General features: G+C 62.9%; 9 protein-coding genes and 2 pseudogenes. 5 read left to right on the top strand and 6 right to left on the bottom strand.

Annotated features, from left to right (window positions below):
* Positions 1-112: 112 nt before the first annotated feature.
* Together G6N66_RS19785 and G6N66_RS19780 are read right to left on the bottom strand one after the other, a co-directional pair.
* Positions 113-367 carry an acyl carrier protein gene (locus G6N66_RS19785; RefSeq protein ID WP_085234341.1) on the bottom strand — a complete coding sequence of 85 codons (255 nt, stop codon included), beginning with the start codon at positions 365-367 and terminating at the stop codon, positions 113-115.
* Positions 364-2,262, bottom strand: a complete 1,899-nt coding sequence (locus G6N66_RS19780; protein ID WP_085234342.1) for an HAD-IIIC family phosphatase — start codon at positions 2,260-2,262, stop codon at positions 364-366. Before G6N66_RS19780 ends, G6N66_RS19785 begins: the two co-directional genes overlap by 4 nt.
* 768 nt (positions 2,263-3,030) lie before the next feature.
* Between G6N66_RS19780 and G6N66_RS19775 the strand changes: the two genes are divergently transcribed.
* The 4 genes from G6N66_RS19775 (at position 3,031) to G6N66_RS19760 (ending at position 10,395) form a co-directional block, all read left to right on the top strand.
* Entirely contained in the window at positions 3,031-3,780 is a 750-nt protein-coding gene (locus G6N66_RS19775; RefSeq protein ID WP_085234343.1) for a TylF/MycF/NovP-related O-methyltransferase, read from the top strand.
* Positions 3,781-4,036: 256 nt separating this feature from the next.
* Complete coding sequence (locus tag G6N66_RS19770) at positions 4,037-8,314, top strand: HAD-IIIC family phosphatase (RefSeq protein WP_085234344.1); 4,278 nt, start codon at positions 4,037-4,039, stop codon at positions 8,312-8,314.
* A gap of 62 nt (positions 8,315-8,376) precedes the next feature.
* Positions 8,377-9,153 (top strand): class I SAM-dependent methyltransferase, encoded by a 777-nt coding sequence (locus G6N66_RS19765; protein ID WP_085234345.1) that lies wholly within the window; start codon positions 8,377-8,379, stop codon positions 9,151-9,153.
* 78 nt (positions 9,154-9,231) lie between these two features.
* Positions 9,232-10,395: a TylF/MycF/NovP-related O-methyltransferase gene (locus G6N66_RS19760; RefSeq protein WP_197747045.1), complete on the top strand. Its 1,164-nt coding sequence runs from the start codon at positions 9,232-9,234 to the stop codon at positions 10,393-10,395.
* Here G6N66_RS19760 and G6N66_RS19755 read toward each other — a convergent pair.
* Positions 10,377-12,545 carry a glycosyltransferase family 1 protein gene (locus G6N66_RS19755; protein WP_139825343.1) on the bottom strand — a complete coding sequence of 723 codons (2,169 nt, stop codon included), beginning with the start codon at positions 12,543-12,545 and terminating at the stop codon, positions 10,377-10,379. The genes G6N66_RS19760 and G6N66_RS19755 overlap by 19 nt on opposite strands.
* 539 nt (positions 12,546-13,084) lie before the next feature.
* On the opposite strand from G6N66_RS19755, the gene G6N66_RS19750 reads away from it, so the two are divergent.
* Complete coding sequence (locus G6N66_RS19750) at positions 13,085-14,941, top strand: tetratricopeptide repeat-containing glycosyltransferase (protein WP_085234347.1); 1,857 nt, start codon at positions 13,085-13,087, stop codon at positions 14,939-14,941.
* Positions 14,942-15,131: 190 nt separating this feature from the next.
* Here the strand turns inward: G6N66_RS19750 and G6N66_RS19745 are convergent, their stop codons facing one another.
* The 3 genes and pseudogenes from G6N66_RS19745 to G6N66_RS29705 all read right to left on the bottom strand — a co-directional run.
* Complete coding sequence (locus G6N66_RS19745; protein WP_085234348.1) at positions 15,132-16,394, bottom strand: class I SAM-dependent methyltransferase; 1,263 nt, start codon at positions 16,392-16,394, stop codon at positions 15,132-15,134.
* 941 nt (positions 16,395-17,335) lie between these two features.
* A pseudogene (locus G6N66_RS19740) lies at positions 17,336-18,469 on the bottom strand (PE family protein); the annotation flags it as partial.
* 510 nt (positions 18,470-18,979) lie between these two features.
* Positions 18,980-19,435 (bottom strand): annotated as a pseudogene (locus tag G6N66_RS29705) (Fur family transcriptional regulator); the annotation flags it as partial.
* Positions 19,436-19,849 lie beyond the last annotated feature (414 nt).

Raw genomic sequence — 19,849 nt, 5'->3', positions numbered from 1 at the left:
CTCTTTCGTGTGTATTTGGTTTGCATGGATGATGCCGCGACTCGAGGCAAAAGCCCCGCGGAACTGCTGTTGGTCGTTTATCGAACCCCCCGAACTGCCGGTCGAGCAAACGTCAGGCACTCTCCGCCGGCTTCGCCTTGCGGATGAGCGCCACGAGGTCACCGACGTTTTCCAGGTCGTCGAGCTCCTTCGACCTCACCTTCATTCCAAATTGTCCTTCGACCGCCATGATGATTTCTATCATCTTAAACGAATTCCATCCGTCGACTTCGTCCGCGGTGAGATCGGGTCGCAGCACCAGATCGAAATTCATGAGCACGTCACGGATGATCTCCGTCAGCTGCTCGTAAATCTCCGCGTCGGTCATGTTTCAAGTCTTTCGATTGTGATGTGGGTCTTGATCGGAACAAAATCGTCAAGCATTAGGGCATATTTGCCATGGTCCGCAACGTCGCCGGCGATGGAGGCGAAGCCCAATTTCGGATAGAGATCCTTAACCATGCTGTTCTTTGGGGTCGGGTGGTACTCACCGATGATGCGACGCACGCCGAGCCGCCGAGCCTCCTCGCTGACCACATTGAGGGTTGCCTGTTCGACTTGGCGCCCAAGAACGCGACAGCTCATCAGCCAGGTATCGAGCAGTACCGCATCGGCGACGCGCTTGCCGATCACGATGCTGATAATGCCGTTGTCGCCGAAGCGGTCGAACAAGCGCAGGTAGATTCCGAAGGCTTCCGGGTCGTCCATTACCGCGAGCACTTCGTCTTCGGAATAGCGTTTGGTGGTCAAGTTGAACTGGTTCGTCTTGTTGATCAACTGAACCGTGCGCTGCAGGTTAACTTTGTCAAAGTTCCGCCACTGTAGGCGCATCTGCAGGCTCCGCAAATAGCCCTCCATGTCGGTGGCGCCACTTTGCAGCTCAGATCGTTCGCGGTTATCGAAGTACTGTTGGGTCCGTTCCCGGTCTTCCGGGGTGATGGCAAGGGATTCGAAATACCCGGCATCCGCGATGCACCGTGGGACCAGCGCGGGATCCTCGGGGAGCTCCGGGACGGCGACCATCGGCAGTTCCTGCCGGACCAAACCGCGCTCGAAGGGGTTGTCGTCGACGAATACCAGGGATTCGAGACCGATGTTGAGTTCCGCTGCGACGCGGCGCAAGTTGGTGACCTTGTCGTCCCAATTGGCGACAAAACTCGCCACCTGCTTGCGGGTCAGAACCATCTCCGGGTGGCGCTCAAAAGCATGCATAGCAACGTGCTCGTCATTCTTGGAACACACTGCAAGGATCACTCCGCGTTCGGAGAGTTCCACTGCGTAGCTTTGCAGGCTGACAAAGGCTTCCCCCAAGGCGCTGCCTTGGCCCAAAACAATCCCCTCCAATCCGTCGTCACCGACGACGCCGCCCCAGATCGTGTTATCGAGATCGAGTACCAAGCACTTCGAGGAAAGGCCCAGCTGTGCGCCAAGGACGCGCGCGACCGCTTCGCCGTAGCACGGGACCGCGGACAGTTTGATTTCCTGTTTGCTTCGATGCCAAAGCGCCACGTCATGCCAGACATCGAGACCGTCCTGCCGGGCGCGGCGGTCGACTGCGACAAGGTGCGCACCGCCGGCGTCGGCAGCGGCCTGCAAATGAAGATTCAACTGATCGAGGAAGTGGGCTCGGGAACCGGGCAGCCTGTGTTCGTTGCTGCCCATCAGGTCATGCCAGATGGGGAGCGCTGTTTGCTGAAGAACGGTGCAGCTGAAGGCCTTTTTTGCCAGGGCCCAGCATTCTTGGATGGACGCGAGAACCTGTTCTAACGCGCCCGCAGCCCGCGGTTCGTCGAGCCCGGGCCGCAGGCCCTGGGTGAGGTGGTAAGCATCGAGCGCGAAGAGAACGACGTGAGGGCGGAAGCGATGCAGATCCGACTCGCTATTAAGCAATTCTTGCCGGTATTGACCGTATTGCGCCTCATAGGTGAGCACGTGCAAGCCCCGGCGCAGGGCGGCCACGCGAAGACCCGCGTGTAAATGGGTGACGGTCGATGAGCCGAGTATGGCCACTCGCAAACTTTTGACCGGGGGAGGTGCTGCGCCGGCACCGTAATGCTTTACCAGAACCTGATCGAGCGTGTTGGTCTGGACGAAATCCAGATCATGCTTGGCGATTGCTACCAACTCCGCCCAGGCGGGCGGCACTTCGGCAACCAGCAGTGACCGCGCCCGTGCTCGAAAGTCCGTGCATTCAGGCAGCCAGTACAGCGTTGTGTCTCTCATCCAATAGAAACTCCTGACGCGATCCGCGAACCTTATCGGCCATCAGCTTTGTCAATCGTTCCTCCTACGCCCTTTGCTCGCGCCATTTTCGCTCGGGAGGGTTAATCGTCCGCGGCCTGACGCTCAAAACGAAGACCGCACTCGGGCACGTCCGCCACCCCCCACGGGGAGCATAGCGCTCGCTCCTCGGGTCCGCCGACGATTGCGACGAGTGGGCGATTGTCCCTCAGTTCGTTGCCCGAACCAGGACGGATCGCAACCACACCCCGCCTGAAAAGCGGCATCGCTTTGGGCCGTTCGGGCTCGCCCCCGGCCCGAAATAAATGTGGCTCCGCAATCCTGAACGGACACTTGCGGTTTGAGTCTCGCGGGCGGGCACTCGCACTGCCGGCTTGGGTTGCCAGGTGCATGCGTGCGGGTGAAGCGCCGGCTGCGGGACGCGGCCGCGGCGGCGCGCCCGTTCGCGTGCAGGAACGAATTATCCTGCGGTGAAACAAGACCCGGCGGTTAGCGCCGGGAGGACTACTTGCCAACGCGGGTCATTTACCGAGTCAGTCGACCGCGCGCCGCACGCTCAATCCGGAGTGGGCTGCTGCGGGAGCGGGAACGCTTGTCGGACAAAGATTCACCACGATGGGGAACGCGATCGTGGTCACCAACAAAGAGTTAGGACCCTGGGCGCAGGTCGTCCGTTACGATTCCACTGCACCCGCAAACAGCGAAGAGCCGCAAGACGTCGACTTCTACTCCGGGGGGAACGAGCGCTGAATGGACGTTCTCTATATCGATCTCCTCAAGAGGGTCCTCACGAACACGCTATTCCAGGAGGAACCCGACGTAAACGAGGAAGAGCACAGGTTCGTTGTGGCCTTCCTCCAGCACTACATTCGGTCGCCGGCGATAACGATGCTGCCCATGGCCAGGCTGCACAACATCGACGATTGCGTCAGGCAGGTCGTCACAGACGGGATCCCCGGCGACCTTATCGAAACCGGTGTGTGGCGCGGCGGCGCGACGATCCTTATGCGTGCGCTGCTAAAGGTCCTCGACGAGACAACCCGAAAGGTGTGGGTCGCCGACTCATTCGAGGGGCTGCCGGAGCCGTCCGCCGACGAATTCCCGATCGAGGCGAAGTCCCACGGTGGCCCAGTCATGAAGGCGTACGACCACTTCGCAGCGCCGCTTGAACTGGTCAAACGCAATTTTGCGGCGTTTGGGCTCCTCGACGACCAGGTCGAGTTTCTGCCCGGCTGGTTCAACGACACGTTGAGCACCGCCCCGATTGACCGTCTGGCCGTGATGCGGTTGGACGGGGACTACTATTCGTCGACGATGGACGCGCTGACCGCGCTTTATGACAAGCTGTCGGTCGGCGGATTCGTCATCATCGATGACTACGGCGAGGACAGGTGGACCTACTGCCGCAAGGCGGTTGACGAGTTCCGCGATAGCCGGGGCATTGCGGATCCCTTGGTCCAGGTCGATCTCCGATGCTCATTTTGGCGTCGCACAGGCTAAGTCGGCGACCCGCTCGACACCAACCACGGCTTCCGTACGACACGGCCTTGTGCGTCAAGCGTTTTCGGCGACAGTCCCCTTAGTAGCTCGGGCGGTCTCTTCGTTGGTGTTGCCCGCCCCTGCGTGCGGCAGGCGATCCCAATTTTCTTAAGGCTCTGAATCCGAGCGCCCCAAAAGACGCCAGCGTTAGTATCTGGCTCGGGGGATGCGAACCCGCATCTAGAGCGCTTCCTAGTCAGCAGGTTTGAGGATATAGATGGCGGAACCGGTACGGCTGGTCGTTTGGGATCTCGACGACACGTTCTGGCGCGGGACGCTGGTCGAAGGGGGCATCCGCGAGTACGTGCAGGCGCACCACGACATCGTCGTTGAGCTCGCCCGGCGCGGCATCCTCAGTTCGATCTGCTCGAAGAACGACAAGCAGAGCGTTGTCAAAATCCTCGAGGAGCAAAAGATCCTCGACTACTTCGTGTTTCCCGACATTTCCTGGGATCCGAAGGGCCCGAGGTTGGCGGCGCTGATCGAGGCGGTCCAGCTCAGGCCCGCCACCGTGATGTTCATCGACGACAATCCGCGCAATCGCGCCGAAGCCAAGGCGTTGATCCCCGACCTGCAAGTCGAGAGTGAGGAATTCATTCCGCAGCTGCTCGCTGATCCTCGCTTCGTCGGCAAGGACGACAGCGACCTGTCGAGGCTGAAGCAATATAAGTTGCTCGAAGCGCGACACCAGGCCCAGCGCTCAGCGGGCGGCGGGGGGCACCAGTTCCTGCGGGATTCGGACGTCCGAGTGTGCTTCGATCACGATCTGGAGGACGTTGCCAATCTCGATCGTGCGATTGAACTGATCAATCGGACCAATCAGTTGAACTACACGAAGCGCCGTTTGCCCGAGGATCTTAAAACGGCGCGCGAGATTCTGCGCCGGGACACCGCCCCGATGGAGGTGCAGGCGGGCCTGATTCGGGTGGTCGACAGGTACGGCGATTACGGATACGTCGGCTTTTTCATGATGCAGGTCAACATGCAGGCGCGCGAGTCGCAACATCGGGAGCTCATTCATTTCTGCTTCTCGTGCCGCACCTTGGGAATGCTGGTCGAGCGGTGGGTCTACGACTATCTCGAGCGCCCGAAGCTGGCGGTGGTCGGCGAGGTCGTCACCGACCTGTCCGGGCCGGATGCGGTGGATTGGGTTCGCCTGGTGTCGTCGTCCGAACTGTATTCCGATCGGAAGGTTGAGGCCGCAGCGATCGCTCCAGAACTACGGTTGTGGGGCGGTTGCGAGATGTACCCGATCGGGCTCTACCTGAAGCAATATGCGCCGGAAGTGAAGGTGCGAGGAAGCTTCGTCGCCGACAACAAATTCGTTGTTCTCAATAGCTGTGCGCTCGCCGTGTCAGCCTTCGAGCGAACGGAATCGGATTTTTGCGAGGAAGCAAAGGCGCTGGGTGTCCCGGCGGATGTGCTTGCCGGTGACTACTTCGCCGACGCGCCCGCGGGAACCGCGATCGTCTTCAGCGGCGCGCTGGATGCCGGCCGCTTTTGGCCGCACCTTTCCTACTATCAGCATGCGCACCGCGGGTGGGAATTGGCGTTCCAGATGGCGGGCCGCGCTGATGTGACGACTTTGCCGGAGGGGGAGTTCGAGCGCCTCGTCGAAGAGCAGGACGGGGCCGATGAGAGAACACGTCGGCATCTCATCGAGGTCGCTCGGCACGTCCGGAAAAACTATCGCAAGGCACGGCCGATGTCCGACGCGAGGAGGGCGGCGACGCTGTGGGCGTTGCTGGAACACGTTCCGGTCGGTGCCAAGCTCATCTTGCTGCTGGATCATGATCGCCATCGCGTGCAGGGTGTCGTTCAGTCCGAGCCGCGAACCGCGCGTTACAACGAATTGGTCAAAAGCATCGCGCGCGCGTACCCATACGTAGCGGTCGCCTGTTTCAGCGACTTCGTGGACGACGACGAGCAAATACAAGAACTCGGTAACCACTATCACCGCGTGGTGTACCTGAAATTGGCGGAACGATTGGCCGAGTTGATCGAGCGCCTGCCGCCGAAGCGCGCGTCAGACGTGCGGGGCACAGAGATTGTCGACGCCGAAGCAACCGTTCGCGGCGTTTACCGAGACCTGTTGGGTCTCGCGCCCCAGGAAAACGAACTGAAGGTCTGGTCTGCCTATGCGCGCGAAGGCGCGCGCGAGGGAATGACGGTGCCGGACCTGGTGGAACAGTTCGTGTCGTCGGAGGACTACAAAAGCCGGTCGCGAGTCGCTCCAGATGCGCAGACGACACCGCGCATGGGCCCCGCGGCCGCCGAGGAATATATCGCCAGCCTCTACGCCACCATCCTGAAGCGAGAACCGACACCGGCTGAGCTCGCGCACTGGGTGACCGCCGCCACCACCTTGCCGGCCGAGCAAATCTATTTCGCCTTCGTCAACTCGAAAGAGTACACGCAGTGGCAGAGGTATTCACCCATCGTGGATCCATCGACCATTGCCGGATACGTCGAGAAGCAGTACCTGCAGGAACCTAGCGACATCAAAGGCATTCATTTCGATGAATTCGCCATGGCGCGGTTCTGGATAGAAAATTCGGAACTCATCAAGAACACGCCTTTCGGCGAGCATGACGACGGCAAGAATCGCTTCTATTACGACGACGGCAGGTACCCGTACGGCGACGCCATGACGCTGCGCGCGATGATTGCCCACTTTAAACCGAAGAACGTCATCGAGGTCGGATCAGGATTCTCTTCGGCCTGCATCCTTGACGCCGTTGACCATGTCGGTCTCAGCGACTTCACGTTGACCTGCATCGACCCGAACGCCGATCGCCTTCGCAGCAGGCTTCGCGAAGAAGACCATTCCCGCGTTGATATCGTCGAGGCGCTGGTTCAGGATGTGCCGGTTTCGACGTTCTCCAAGCTCGACGAAAACGACATCCTGTTGATTGACTCGACCCACGTCCTCAAGACCGCCAGCGATGTGCACTTCGCGCTGTTTTCCATCCTGCCCAGCCTCAAAAAGGGCGTGCTGGTACATTTTCAGGCCATTTCCTACCCGTTCGAATATCCGCGGCACTGGCTGTTCGGGAACAGCAGGTCATGGAACGAAATCTACGCCCTGCGCGCGTTTTTGATGTATAACCCGGCGTTCGAGGTGGTGTTTTGGAATGGCTTGTTCGCCCACCGACAGCGGGTGTTGGTTCATGAGACCAACCCGCTGTTCCTGAAGAATCCCGGCGGCTCGATCTGGCTGCGGGCCCGGTCTTTAGACATGGTGCAAACGCAGCTGGCTCAGCTCGCTGCCACGGCCGGCCCGCAGGCGCGGACGCAATTTGGAGATTGGATTTCTCTTGGCGCAAGCGGCCACAGCAACGATGTAGTTGGCTCGGGCTGGTCCTTCCAAGAAAATTCTTGTCGCTGGCTGACCGGCACATATAGCGTGCTCGCCGTGCCGATGCCGCCGGAACGCGACGCCGCCGATTACATCCTGATGTTGCGGGTCACGCCGTACCTGGCAAATGGTCAGAATGACTGTCAGCGCTGCACCGTCGTTTGCGGGACTGAGACGGTTGCCGAAGTGACGCTCGTATTGTCTGGCTGGATCGGCTTTCGGGTCCCGGCGGAGGCGGTGGACTCGGAAAAGCTGGCGATCTCACTCGTGCATCCGGATGCGGGCAGCCAACAGAGGGTCGCGTCAGCTTCTCGCGAGCTGGCCATCGCGGTGCACGAGGCCGTTGTGCTGCCGGCGACGGAGGCCGATGAATCGGTGGGCTGGCGCGGTAAGACGGGCCACTTTGTGTCGAGCGATTGGCGCGCACAAGCCTTAGCTCCCGACTGGAAACGGGTCGCTGCCAAATTCCAAAGCCTGGGACAGGACTGTGAGTTTGGATTAGTCCAACGGCAGTGCGAAGCCGAGCCTCTGGGATTGTTCAGATGGTCTAATATCAGGCTGCATGGCGTGATTCAATGCCTGCGCAGCGAATTTTCGGAAATCGCCGGCGAAGAGAAACTGCACATTTACCCCTGCGCGACCGGAGAATATCACAGCGAGTACAAAAGCCTCGACATGATCACGCACACGCTTTTGCGGGCTGACCAGAATCCGGATGTCGATGCGGTGCGCCACAAGGAATCGGCGCGATTGAAAATGTTGGCGCGACTCCTCAGGGAAGATCTCGAGGACGGCGAAAAGGTGTTCGTTCTCCTCAGAAAGTACGCCCCGCTGGACGACTCCGAGGTTTTGCCGGTCATCAGCTTGATGCGCCGCTACAACCCGAATGCCGCGTTGCTCTGGGTCACCGTCGCCGGACCGGACGAGAGGCACTTAGTCGGGCAGTGCGAGATCGTCGGAAATAATCTGGTGAAGGGCTACCTCGACAAATTTTCGGGGTGGAACGACGACTGGAGCACCCTTTCGATCGGATGCTGGAAAGACATTCTGATTTCCGCGCTGCAGGCGCTCGGCCGACCCATTCCAACTCACGCGGAGGGCTTGCCGCCGGAGCAAAAGCAGCTTGAGTTGAGTTGAGAACTCAGGATCGGCATCGGTACAGCACAAGAATCGACATCTGACGATAAGGGGACGACGAAATGAATTTCAGCGTGTACGTCAAAGGGCTGACCGACGGGATGGCGTCCTACTGCCACCTTGGCGCCGTGGCGCCCACGAGGGAGCGCGAGCCCAACCCTCTCGAGACCTACTTCGAGGGTCACGTCGAGGGGGATGGCATCTGGAAGTGGCGCCACTACATGGACGCCTACCACCGGCACTTCGCCAAGTTCGTCGGCACGGAGGTGCACATCCTCGAGATCGGTGTCTTCAGCGGCGGCAGCCTGCAGATGTGGAAGGACTACTTCGGCCCCGACTGTCACGTGTATGGCGTCGACATCCGCGAGGACTGCAAGGCGTACGAGCAGGAGTCAATCCAAATCCTGGTCGGCGACCAGGGAGATGTGTGGTTCTGGAACGCGGTGCGCGAGCTGGTTCCCCAGCTCGACATCGTCATAGACGATGGGAGCCACATCCTCGCCCACCAGATCATCAGTCTCAAAGCCCTGTTGCCGCACCTGCGCCCGGGGGGCGTGTACATGGTCGAAGACAACTATTCGGTGCACAACGAGTTCCACGACTACGCGGCTGGCCTCTCCCGCAACATCCACGCGTGGGGCCAGCCCAAACCCGGCGTGCTGGACCCCCACGACGGACAGATCCCGGAGGCGTTCCAGCGATCGGTGGGATCGATGCACGTCTACCCCTACCTGACCGTCTTCGAGAAGGACGACGACCCTTCGCGCGAGTTCTCGGCACCTCGGATGGGAAACCGCTGGCTGCCCCTTCCCGGTGGGGAACACCTCTTCGGGACGTGAGGGACCACCGGGCAGGCTAGCTTTGGCCTGAGCGAAAGGTGCACTGCCCCAACGAGGAGGGACGGGTCGCGTATGGGAGTGGAGATCTCCGAGGTCACCCTGTGCCCCGGCGGTGACCTGATCAAAGCTGCATGGCTCGACGACCCGCGGACGGGTCCGGTCGACGGATTCGCGTTGGAGGTCACCGGGTGGGTGGTAACCACGGCGCCCGTAGCCTGGTTGGAGTTGGTCCACGAGCACAACGTGGTTGCGAGCTGCGAGCTAACTCTTGCGCGTCCCGATGTGGCCAAGATGTATGGCAGTTCGCCACAGGTGGGGTTCTCGAAGGCGATCGAAACGGCCGGACTCGCCAAGGCCTTCGCCCTTGCTGTGAGGGTTGTCTTCGAGGATGGACGCCGCGAGGTGATCGCCGAAATAAGCGGCCAGCAAACCTCGGCAGTTACGCCCTCCACGCAGTTTCAAGAGTCGGCGCACCAAGACTTGGGCCGAAGCAGATTGGTTCAGCGATATCTCAATCTTCTCGAGGCGTCGCTGACCGGCATGCTCTTCGAAGATGCGCCCTGCGACGATTGGTCGGACGGCAAGTTCGATCCCAACACCCGTCTTTTAGGGCGGGACTGGCCTTCGCTCTCGTTCTCGATGATCGGGGGTGTTCGCATGCGAAATCTGCGCTTCGCCTGCGAAACGGTGCTACTCGATGGCGTCGAGGGCGACTTTGCCGAGACCGGCGTGTGGCGCGGCGGCGCCTGCATTCTGATGAAAGGAATTTTAGAGGCATACGGCGATCGCAGCCGCCGTGTCTTCGTGGCAGACAGCTTCGCCGGACTTCCACCGCCAGACCCAGAAAATTTCCCCGCCGATGCGGGCGATCAGCACCATACCCGCACCCAACTCGAGGTCTCGCGGGCCGATGTCGAAAATAATTTCCGGCGTTTCGGGTTGCTGGACGAACGGGTCGTTTTCCTCGAGGGTTGGTTCAAGGACACGTTGCCGGACGCCCCCATCGATCGATTAGCTGTATTGCGGCTTGATGGCGACATGTATGAATCGACGATCGAAGCATTGGACGCGCTCTATCACAAGGTGCCGTATGGCGGCTTCGTAATAGTCGACGACTACATGCTGCCCGCCTGCGCGAAGGCTGTTGACGATTTCCGTGAACGCTACGAGATCACATCGCCCATACTGCCGATTGACGGATGGGGCACGTACTGGCGTGTCGATCACGCGCCGATCCGATAGCTGATGCAAAGCACTTCGTCGAGGCTGGCGGTGCGCAGCGCGGCGCCGCTGCTCGGCGCACCGCGGGATCGATCCAGGCGTGCGGTGTCGAACATCGCCGGGCCGCTCGCCAGCCTGTCGGTGAGCAGATAGCGGCCGGCGTCGGCGGCTCGGCGCACCGCGTCCTCCGCTGCGCAGGCGCCGGTCAGCGTGACCGCATCTTCGAAATTGATGCCCACCTGGAACACTTGCGGTTCGGCGTCCAGCACGGCGGTCAGGCGGGTGATGAAATTCTCGGGGGCGAAAAACCGCCAGCCCGCACCCAGGTGCAGCCAGAACCGTCCGTCGATCTGAGCGCGCAGCTGCGCCAACACGGGGGCGGGCTTGTCGCCGGATCGGCGACGTGCGAACTCGAGGAACCCGTAGCGCTTGCGCAGTTTCGCGCGGTCGGAAGCGGACAGGCCGGTGTCGAGCACCACAAAGCGCCCGATCCGCGACACATCGAGGCAGCAGTTCAGAAACGAGTTCACGGTCTGCTCGGTGGTCTCGCGGTCCGGCCCGGCGACCAGGCTGACGGTCACTCCGGCCTCACCCGGACCGGCGCCCAGGGACTGCGCCACGGCTTCGGGGTAGGGCGCGGCCGCCTCCAACATGGTCGGCACCGAAAAGTCGCGGTTGGTCGCAATCCGTTGCCGGTCAGGATCGGGGAGGTCGGGGCGGGCCAGCAAGCGCCGGCACAGCCCGAACGCCTCCACATGCTGGCCAAGCTGGGATGCGCATACCGCCTGCTCATCGATTGCGCGCCACGCGTAGATCTCCGCGTATCGGGGGACAAAGAGATCCTCGTCGGGAAAGGGGATTTCGGCGGCGCGCTGGGCAAACAAATAACCGGGCCAATAGCGCTGCTCGGCGCGACACCGATACGCGAGGGCATGCAACGCCTCGGCGCGGGTCGGTCGAAATTTCCACGCCTTGAGGTAGGCGTCCTGAACATCCGGCCACGGTTCACCGAGGTTCGACATCGAATCCGCGAGCCGGTACATCGCCCAGTAGACCTCCTCGTCGCAGCCGCCCATCTCGATCCGCCGCTCACACCACCGGCGCGCGTTGTCGAAATCCTCCATGCGGCAGTAGGTCTCGGCGAGGAAAAACACCGACCGGGCATCCTCGGGGTTGCGTTTGACCTTGGCCAGCAACCAATCTCGCTCCTGCGCGGACTTGTGTTTGAACAGGCCGAAGGTGAACTGTAGGCGGTCGCTTAACTGATCATCGGCACTGCGGCCGTTGCCGTCGAGGCGCACATCGACGCAAGGGACGTCCCGCGCAACGGGGCCCTCCGACAGGGCGCGGTCCAGGATCGCGGCCTGGTCGCGAGCGGCGAAAGCCTGGTAGCCCCGTTCGGCGAGCTCGCGGCGCGCGCGCTCGTCGCCGACGAGTTCCACACAGCGATCGACGAGTTCGTCGTAGTCGGCGAGCGCGATGCCTCCCTGAAATTCGCGCTCCAATGTCGGATCGGCGCCACGCTCGGACACCACGGCCCGCCGATTGGCGAGCAGATAGGAAACACGCGTGATTTCGAAGATCTTCGCTTCCCAGTAGTGGATGTTAAGGACGATCTTCGAGCGTGCGATCCAGGCATCGCGGCTCGCCCCGTAGGCGCCCGTCAGCCATTTGACCCGAAGGCCCCGGTCGTGCAGCTCCCGGAGCACGGCGTAGCGGCGCCCGTTGAGCGCGCCGTAGAACAACACGTCGATGTCCTCGGTGACGGGGGGGATCCGGGTCAGCTCGGGCACGTATCCGATCGGAACGTGGGTGGGCCGGGGCAGTCCCCGGGCCGCGAGGTACTCGATGTTGGCCTGGCTGTAGTCCCAGTGCGGGTAGCGCCGGAAAAGGTCGACGAACTCAGGCATCGTCATCCACGGCAGGTCGTTACCCAATTGCTCGAGGTTGTAGAAGATCGGGTTTTTGGGCGGCGCCATGGCGTACTGGACGAGCAAATTTCCGCCGAGCACGATGGTGCGGCGGTCGTCGAGGTCGAGGCGGTTGGTCAGCACCGAGTCGTGGCCAAGTGCCAGCAGGCCATGGTGCAATGCCTCGGCGACCTCGTTGAATGCTCCGCCGCTGATGTCATGGTGGTTGGGCGGTACCACAACCGCGACGGCGAAGCTCATAGGTGCAAATTACCGCAAGAGGTGCTGGGCCTGACCCCGTTTGGGGCGCGGCCGGCCCGGAGACGGCGCCGCCACCGGCCCACGGTGGCAGGTCGTGCCCGCAGGACCGGAAAGCCCTGCAGCACAGCCGATCCGCAACAGCCCGTCGCACGCCGCCCCCAGCCGTCACAGCAGGCTCAACCGCACGACGGTTCCCACGTACCCCACGAGATCTGTTAGACACCAGCCAAATATGACCTTCACGTCGACGCACCCCCGAGCCGTCCGAAGTCGGCGCATCCAGCCGCGGCGGTGGCGTCTCGTCGTCGTTTCGCCATCGGCCGCAACCAGTTTCAAGACGGGCCGAATTCACCGGGCGAGTCTCAGCCCTTGCAAGACAGGTGCTTTCGTGAACCAGGGTTGTGCGAGCGGGCAGGCGGTGCTGTCGTCGCGGCGGTTGCTTGCCGGACGGAACGCCCAATGATCCACAGCCGCCGTGACTTCTCGCGGGCAACCCGATCCGCGACGCGCGATTGCTCTGTAAACTCTGAGCAGTGTCCATGCCAGTGACCGCACGCTTCGCGATCTGTCTGAACATGATCGTGAAAGACGAGGCCGACGTCGTCGCGGAGACGCTCGATTCGGTCGCGCCCTACATCAGCTCGTGGGTGATCGTCGACACCGGTTCCACCGACGGGACCCAGGATCTGATCCGCAATCACATGGCCCGGCTGGGCATCCCCGGCGAGCTTCACGAACGACCCTGGCGGGATTTCGGACACAACCGCACCGAGGCGCTGAACCTCGCCCAAGGCCACGGCGACTACATCTGGGTCATCGACGCCGACGACATCGTCGTGGGCACACCCGACTTCACCGAACTCAGCGCCGACATCTACCGCATGCGCCTCGGCGATGCCTCCTTCATGTACTGGCGCCCGCAATTGTTTCGCGACGGGGTCCCCGTGCGCTACGAAGGCGTCGTCCACGAGACGGCCGTCTGGGAGCCTGACTGCATCGTTAAGCGCCTCGAGAGCGACTACTACGTCGAATCCCGTCGCCTCGGTGCCCGCAACCGAGATGCGCAGAAGTATGCGCATGACCGCGATCTGTTGCTGGCCGAGGTCGAACGCAACCCCGAGCATGCGCGATCGGTGTTCTATTTGGCCCAGAGCTACTTCGATCTGGAGGATTTCGCCAACGCGCGCAAGTGGTATGAGCGCCGCGTCGAGATGGAGGGCTCGGACGAGGAGGTCTATTACTCGATCGTCCGGCTCGCGGAGTCGATGGCGCACCTCGGGTGGCCATGGCAGGTTGTCCAGGATGTCTACATACAGGCCTGGGAGTTTCGACCGACCCGCGCCGAGGCGCTGTATGCCATCGCGCGGCGGTACCGCGAAGACGAGCGCTACCTGCCCGGCCACTTGTTCGCCCAGCGCGCGGCCCAAATCCCGTTTCCCGAAAACGACCTCTTGTTTATCGGCGCAGACGTCTATGCCTGGCGCGCGATGGACGAGCAGGCGGTGTGCGCCTCCCAGCTTGGCAAGCACGCGGAGGCGTTTGGGCTGTGCCGGCGCCTGCTGGCCAGCTCCGGCATCCCTGACGGTGATCGCCAACGCATTGCGGCCAACCGCGATTTCAGTGTGCCAGTCATGTTCGCGGCGGCGTCGGTTTATCCCGAGGCACTGGCGCATCGTCTGGTCGCCGGTCCGGGCGAGGCCAAGGTGGTCGTCAGCCTGGTCGCCGGACCCGACCGCGAGACCACTGAACAGGCCATTAACTCGTTTCTGAACTGCTGCCTCGATCTGTCACTGTGGTTCGGGCGGTTCCTCGTGGTCGATGCCGTCTTGTCGGCCTCCGACCGCGCGCTGCTGCGTGAGCGTTACGGGTTCCTCGAGTTTGTCGATTGCACCAGCGACGCGCCCGCCATACAGCTCGCGCAGCTTCGCGCTCAGATCCAGGGACGCTTCTGGCTACACCTGGCCCAAGGCTGGCAGTTCTTTGCGCCCGACAATTACATCACCCGCATGATCGCGGTGCTTGCCTCCGAACCACAGGTAGTCCAGGTGGGGATCAACTTCGCCGACGCGGACAAGCTGACCGGCGTCTGCGCGGCCGAACACGAGGTGCGCCGCTCACCCGACGCCGGCCGCTACGTCCTGGCCGAGGCGGTGGCCAGCGGCCCGGCGATGTTCGACATCGCACGCCTGGATCGGGCCGGCGGCATTGTGGCCAGCGACCCAGATCCCATCGCCGAACTAGGTTGGCGGGCGGCCGCTGTCGGCCTGCAGACCGCCAGCCTCGACGAGGTGCTCTGCGTCGCCGCGGTCCGACCCGTGCAACAACCCAAAGCCCCGGCACGGGCCGCGAAGAAGGCGCCGGCCAAGAAGGCACGTCGGCCGAAAACACCCCACTGACCGGATCGAGGCCCGGCGGTGGTCGTCGGACACCCTATATGAGATGGCCAGCGGCCCAACAATATTCGACACCGCACGTCCGAAGTTTCCTCGCGGCTATCGGCCGCAACGCTTTTGGGCCGATGTCAGCCCGCCGATCATCGGTGCCTCGCAAACGCAGTGCTACTCAAGCGATTTCGGTGAGCGAGCCCTAGGCGGTTGGCTCAGCGGTGGCTTTCGGAGTTGCCTTTGGTTTCTTGGTCATCGCGACGAAGTCCAGACGCCAGAGCGATTCGAATAGCTTGCGACCGAATTCCTCCAGCTCCGCCGCTCCGGCTCGTGGCAGCTCTTTGCTCTGCGCCAGGCGCCGAGCGATCTGTCGAATCGTTTGACGGCCATCGACCTGCTGCACAAAGCGCAACTGGGCCGGGGTCAGACCCGTACGCCAATTCGGCCGGTAAATCTCTTCGCTGTCCAGGCCGCAACGCATGCGCATCCGCGGGACGTAATCAAGGGCGTCGGCTGTCGAAAAATCGATCGTGTAGCTCTTTTTCGGTCGGTCCGGCCGGCAGGCGATGAAAAAATGACATGCGTTCAAGACGTGCAGGTCCTCGATCACGGACCACAGCTTGGCCTCCGGCAGGGCGCTCATGGCTTGATCGAGCGAGCCCCCCGGGCTGAACCAATCGTGTGGGTAATACGGCGCGTTAATGAGCCAGCCCTGGAACGCCAGTCCGGCTGAGTCGACGAGCTCCAGGGATTCATCGACGGTAAAACTGCGCTCGGGGCCCCGCAGAAACACACTGGCCAGGGCGGCGTCATACTGTGCCGAAACCGGAGCCATCTTGAAGTAGTTGTGGACGGGGTGCTCGGGCGGTAACGCCAAGAGAATTTCTTTGACCTTTTCGACCGACTCGGCGTCGGGACGCAAACCCATGTTGCTAAAGGCCAATTGCAGCATCTCGATCCCGATTCGGCCGTACTTCGCGTAGAGCATCACGCCGAGGGCGCCGTCGCGCCGCAAACAGGCGCCAAGCGCCTTCATGCCCGCCGCGGGGTCTGGCAGATGATGCAGGGCGCCGGTCGACACTATGAGGTCGAAGTCGCGTCCCAACGTCTGCACGTCTTGGAGCGGAAGCCGGCGCAACTCCAGGTTCCTCAGCCCGTATTTGTCTTTCAGGAATTGCTGATGGTCCAGTGAAGGTTGACAGGTGTCGACCGCTACTACGTTCGCGGCGCGATTCGTGTACGCAAAGATCGCGGCCTGGTTGGCACCGCAACCCGCAATCAAGATGTCGAGGTTGTCCCTGTATTCGCGGTCAGGCCACAAAATAGGGTGTGCGTGAACCGGATCGAACCATTCCCAATTGTTTTCGGTCCATGCCCTGAGGTCCTGTATCGGTTCCGGATACGTCCACGACTCGTATCGCGGGGATAAAATTTCGTCACGTTCGTCGCGCAGCGCCTCACTCATGTCGGCAGTGGCCCCTCCCGGTCGAATGGTGATCAAGGATCGCGGGTCGCGGATCGCGTGCCCCCCAAGAGCATCACAGTTTCGGCATCCTCCCAGGGGGATTATCGGTTACCCCCGTTTCTGCCGCAAGTAAACACAGCGATTGGCCGGAATCACTCGACACGATGCCGTCATACCGCAAACGATTGCGCGCCAGCAACTTTCATTCGCGTGGCATCCGCGATTTGCTGGATTGCCGGCGACCGGTTTCGTTCCACCTCGCCAACCAACCAAATGTACTTTCGAATGTCCGTTCTGCCGGGCGAAGGTTCCGGCCGCTTGGGTCCCTCTGGAGGCGTGCGGCGGATCGGCGGTCCTCGTCGCCTACCCTCGAACCGACATCGATTCACGCGGTGATGTTGACACCGCATCCGACCGCACGAACCCGGGACTTGGTCGGCGACCACACGCCGGTCGTGCGTCCGGATGCGCTGCTCGACGGCCCGGGGTGGTTGGTTGGTTGGGCGGGTGCGACGGGTTCGGTCGGTTGACTGCCCGCGCGCCGGGCCGAATCATCGATGCCGTTGCGAATCGGCTGTGCTGCAGGGCTTTTCGGTCATGCGGGCGCGCATTGCCACTCTTCGGCCGGGGCGGCGAGCATGGCAAAGGCTGCGGTGATCTTGGTGGTGCCGCGTCCTCGACGCCCCGCCATGCCGGCGCAGCATCAGCTGCCGATCTTGGTTCCCCTTTCGGGCGGGACGCCCGACGGTCGAGGCGGCAGCTGGGCAGCCTTACAGGTCGACGCTGACCTCGGTTGCCCCGCTGCATCGATGTGCGCAGGCGCCTTGTGGTGGTTCCACACCGCAACGAAATCCGGAAACCGCGATCACTCACTCGGCATGGTGGAGACAGTCCACGTCAGCCACTCAAGTCAGAGTTGCACCCAGATGATTGATTAGCTACCCGGTCGCGCCGTGGGCACCCGGCATACCCGATGCGCCCTGAGCGCCGTGGGCACCAATGATGGCGCCGGGACCACCGGTTCCGCCCGGTCCGCCCAAGCCGCCGGGGCCGCCGGGCGCGCCGGGACCGCCGTCACCGCCGTTACCGCCGTTACCGCCGGGACCGCCGTTACCGCCGTTGCCCACGAAGGCCGGGCCGTGGCCTCCGGCTCCGCCCTGACCGCCGTCGCCGCCGGCGCCGCCCGCAGAGAGCGCCCCACCGCCGTTGCCGCCGGCGCCGCCAACCCCGCCGGCGCCGCCGTCGCCGCCGCCGCCCACGAAGAACCCGGACCGGCCGCCGGCACCGCCGGCACCACCGGCACCACCGTCTTGACCGGGAATGACTGGGACAGTGCTTGAAGCACCCGGGGCGCCCGCGCCGCCAGCACCACCGTGACCGCCAAAGCCCCCGAAGAACCCGGCGTCGCCGCCGGCCCCGCCGGCACCACCGACACCACCTGGAGTGATGGCTGCGCCGCCGGCACCGCCGGCCCCGCCGCTGCCGTTGAGGAACCCACCGTCGCCACCGGCACCGCCGGCAGCGCCGGCACCGCCCATGCCGCCGGCTCCGCCCCTACCGATCAATCCCGCCGACCCACCGGCACCGCCCATCGCGCCGGACGCCGTGCTGTTGCCACCGGCGCCGCCGTTGCCGAACAACCAGCCGCCGTCCCCGCCGGCCGTCCCTTGCCCGTCGACGCCGGTGGTCCCATTGGCACCGTTGCCGATCAGCGGACGCCCGGTGGCCGCCGCGACTGCGCCGTTGATCGCCGCACCCGGCGCGCGGGCCACGCTCTGCAGCTCGTGCACCGCGGCCGCCTCGGCGGACTTGTACGAAGCCCCACTGGCCGCCAGGTTGCGGGTGAACTGGTCATGGAAGGCGGCTGCCTTCGCGGCCAGCGACTGATACCCCTCCGCGTGCCGGCCGAACAGCGATGCGATCGCCGTCGACACCTCGTCGGCCGCCGCCGGCACCACCCCGGTGGTCGGGCCCGCCGCGGCCGCGTGGCTGCTGGCCAGGTTCTCGCCAATGTTGTCGAGATTTTCGGTCACCCATTGGACGACGGACGGGTCAATGAAGAAAGGAGAGCTCATTGCAATTCCACCCCATGTTCAGCGCCAGCCCCCGCAAGGGCTTGATCCGAAAACTGCATTCGATCAACCAAGTCGGAACGCTACCGCAGGTCAGGGGGTCATTGATAGGGATTTCATGACACTGGAAAGGGTCGGATTTATAAACTGGAAATGGTCGGATTTATAAACTCAAACTGGATATGTTCGGCTTCTAATCTGGAATCGTTCGGGTTTATAAACTGGAATCTTTCGGGTTTGGCGCTCCGCGGCTTTGGCTCGCCCCGGCGCCGTCGTTGATGCAGTCGGTACCCGTATGTCAGGTCGTCCGGATGGCCGTCAGGTTGAACCGGTGTGGCCACCGGTCTTGGTAGCCGCCACCCTCCACGCGGTGCTAGAGGCGACCGCTGGCGCCAGCGCAGCCTCCGCGACATAGCTCGGTGCTGGCTGCCGCGATGGGTGGGTGTTCCCCGGGTATGGCAGCACGGCCTCGCGCGCTATTGCCGGCTCGAGATCGCCGGTGTGAACGCGATGCGTCGGGGCGGCAGCGGCCGGCGTGGCGACTTCGGCGCCACCCGAGCAGGCCTGGCAGAAGCCCCAATAGATGACCTCGGTCTCGTCGAGCAGGAACCCGCACTCTTCGGAGGGAAGCAGACAGGGCGTCTCGTCGCAGGTGCAGTCGACGTCGGCGATGGCGCCGCAGCCGCGGCAGACGAAATGATGGTGATTGTCGCCGACTCGGGTCTCGTAGCGCGCGGCCGATCCCGACGGCTGGAACCGTCGCACCAGCCCAGCCTCGGTCAGCGCATGCAGTACGTCGTACACGGTCTGCCGCGACACTTCGGGCAGGGCGGCGCGGACGATGCCGAAGATCGATTCCGTGTCGGCGTGCGGGTTTGCGTGCACGGCCCCCAAGATGCCGATCCGTGGGCGGGTCACCCGCAGGTCCGCCGAGCGCAATCGCTGCGCAAGGACGCCCATCGACGGCATACCACTAATAGGACACCCTTTTTCGGAATCGTTCAAGAGTTGCCGCGTCCTTTCCCCCTGAAAGCGCTGTCAACCGGTACCGACCGCCCCCGTCGCGGCAGTACGTGGAAACTAACGATTCACTTGCTTACGTTAGTTGCTGGTCGCCTCGGGTGAGTAGTTTTTCGCCGACGAAAATTTTTCGGCCGATGGCGAGGGGGCTCCTCGGCCACGCCATGGGCCGAAACCGCGGCGCCACAACAACATCCGATGCCGCGGACCGTAGCCCAGCGGGCGCGAGCGTCACGCTGGCGCGACGGTGGACGACCATCGCCACTCTGGCGTGACGCTCGGTGCTCTCCGGCACGTCGGGAGTGCTGCTGACTGCGCCTCGAGGCTCAACAAACATTTATTCAGAACTGTGCAGATCTGCTT

Origin of the sequence: Mycobacterium conspicuum (assembly GCF_010730195.1) — a bacterium.
GTDB lineage: Bacteria > Actinomycetota > Actinomycetes > Mycobacteriales > Mycobacteriaceae > Mycobacterium > Mycobacterium conspicuum.
The sequence above is the reverse complement of the archived record's forward strand: the minus strand, read 5'-3'. Positions and strand labels throughout refer to the sequence as shown.

Bases quoted from the DNA above. Each gene is read 5' to 3' on its own strand.
- G6N66_RS19765 (WP_085234345.1), top strand. From the start codon at position 8,377: ATGAATTTCAGCGTGTACGTCAAAGGGCTGACCGACGGGATGGCGTCC.
- G6N66_RS19745 (WP_085234348.1), bottom strand. From the start codon at position 16,394: ATGAGTGAGGCGCTGCGCGACGAACGTGACGAAATTTTATCCCCGCGA.
- G6N66_RS19785 (WP_085234341.1), bottom strand. From the start codon at position 367: ATGACCGACGCGGAGATTTACGAGCAGCTGACGGAGATCATCCGTGAC.
- G6N66_RS19775 (WP_085234343.1), top strand. From the start codon at position 3,031: ATGGACGTTCTCTATATCGATCTCCTCAAGAGGGTCCTCACGAACACG.
- G6N66_RS19770 (WP_085234344.1), top strand. From the start codon at position 4,037: ATGGCGGAACCGGTACGGCTGGTCGTTTGGGATCTCGACGACACGTTC.
- G6N66_RS19750 (WP_085234347.1), top strand. From the start codon at position 13,085: ATGCCAGTGACCGCACGCTTCGCGATCTGTCTGAACATGATCGTGAAA.
- G6N66_RS19755 (WP_139825343.1), bottom strand. From the start codon at position 12,545: ATGAGCTTCGCCGTCGCGGTTGTGGTACCGCCCAACCACCATGACATC.
- G6N66_RS19780 (WP_085234342.1), bottom strand. From the start codon at position 2,262: ATGAGAGACACAACGCTGTACTGGCTGCCTGAATGCACGGACTTTCGA.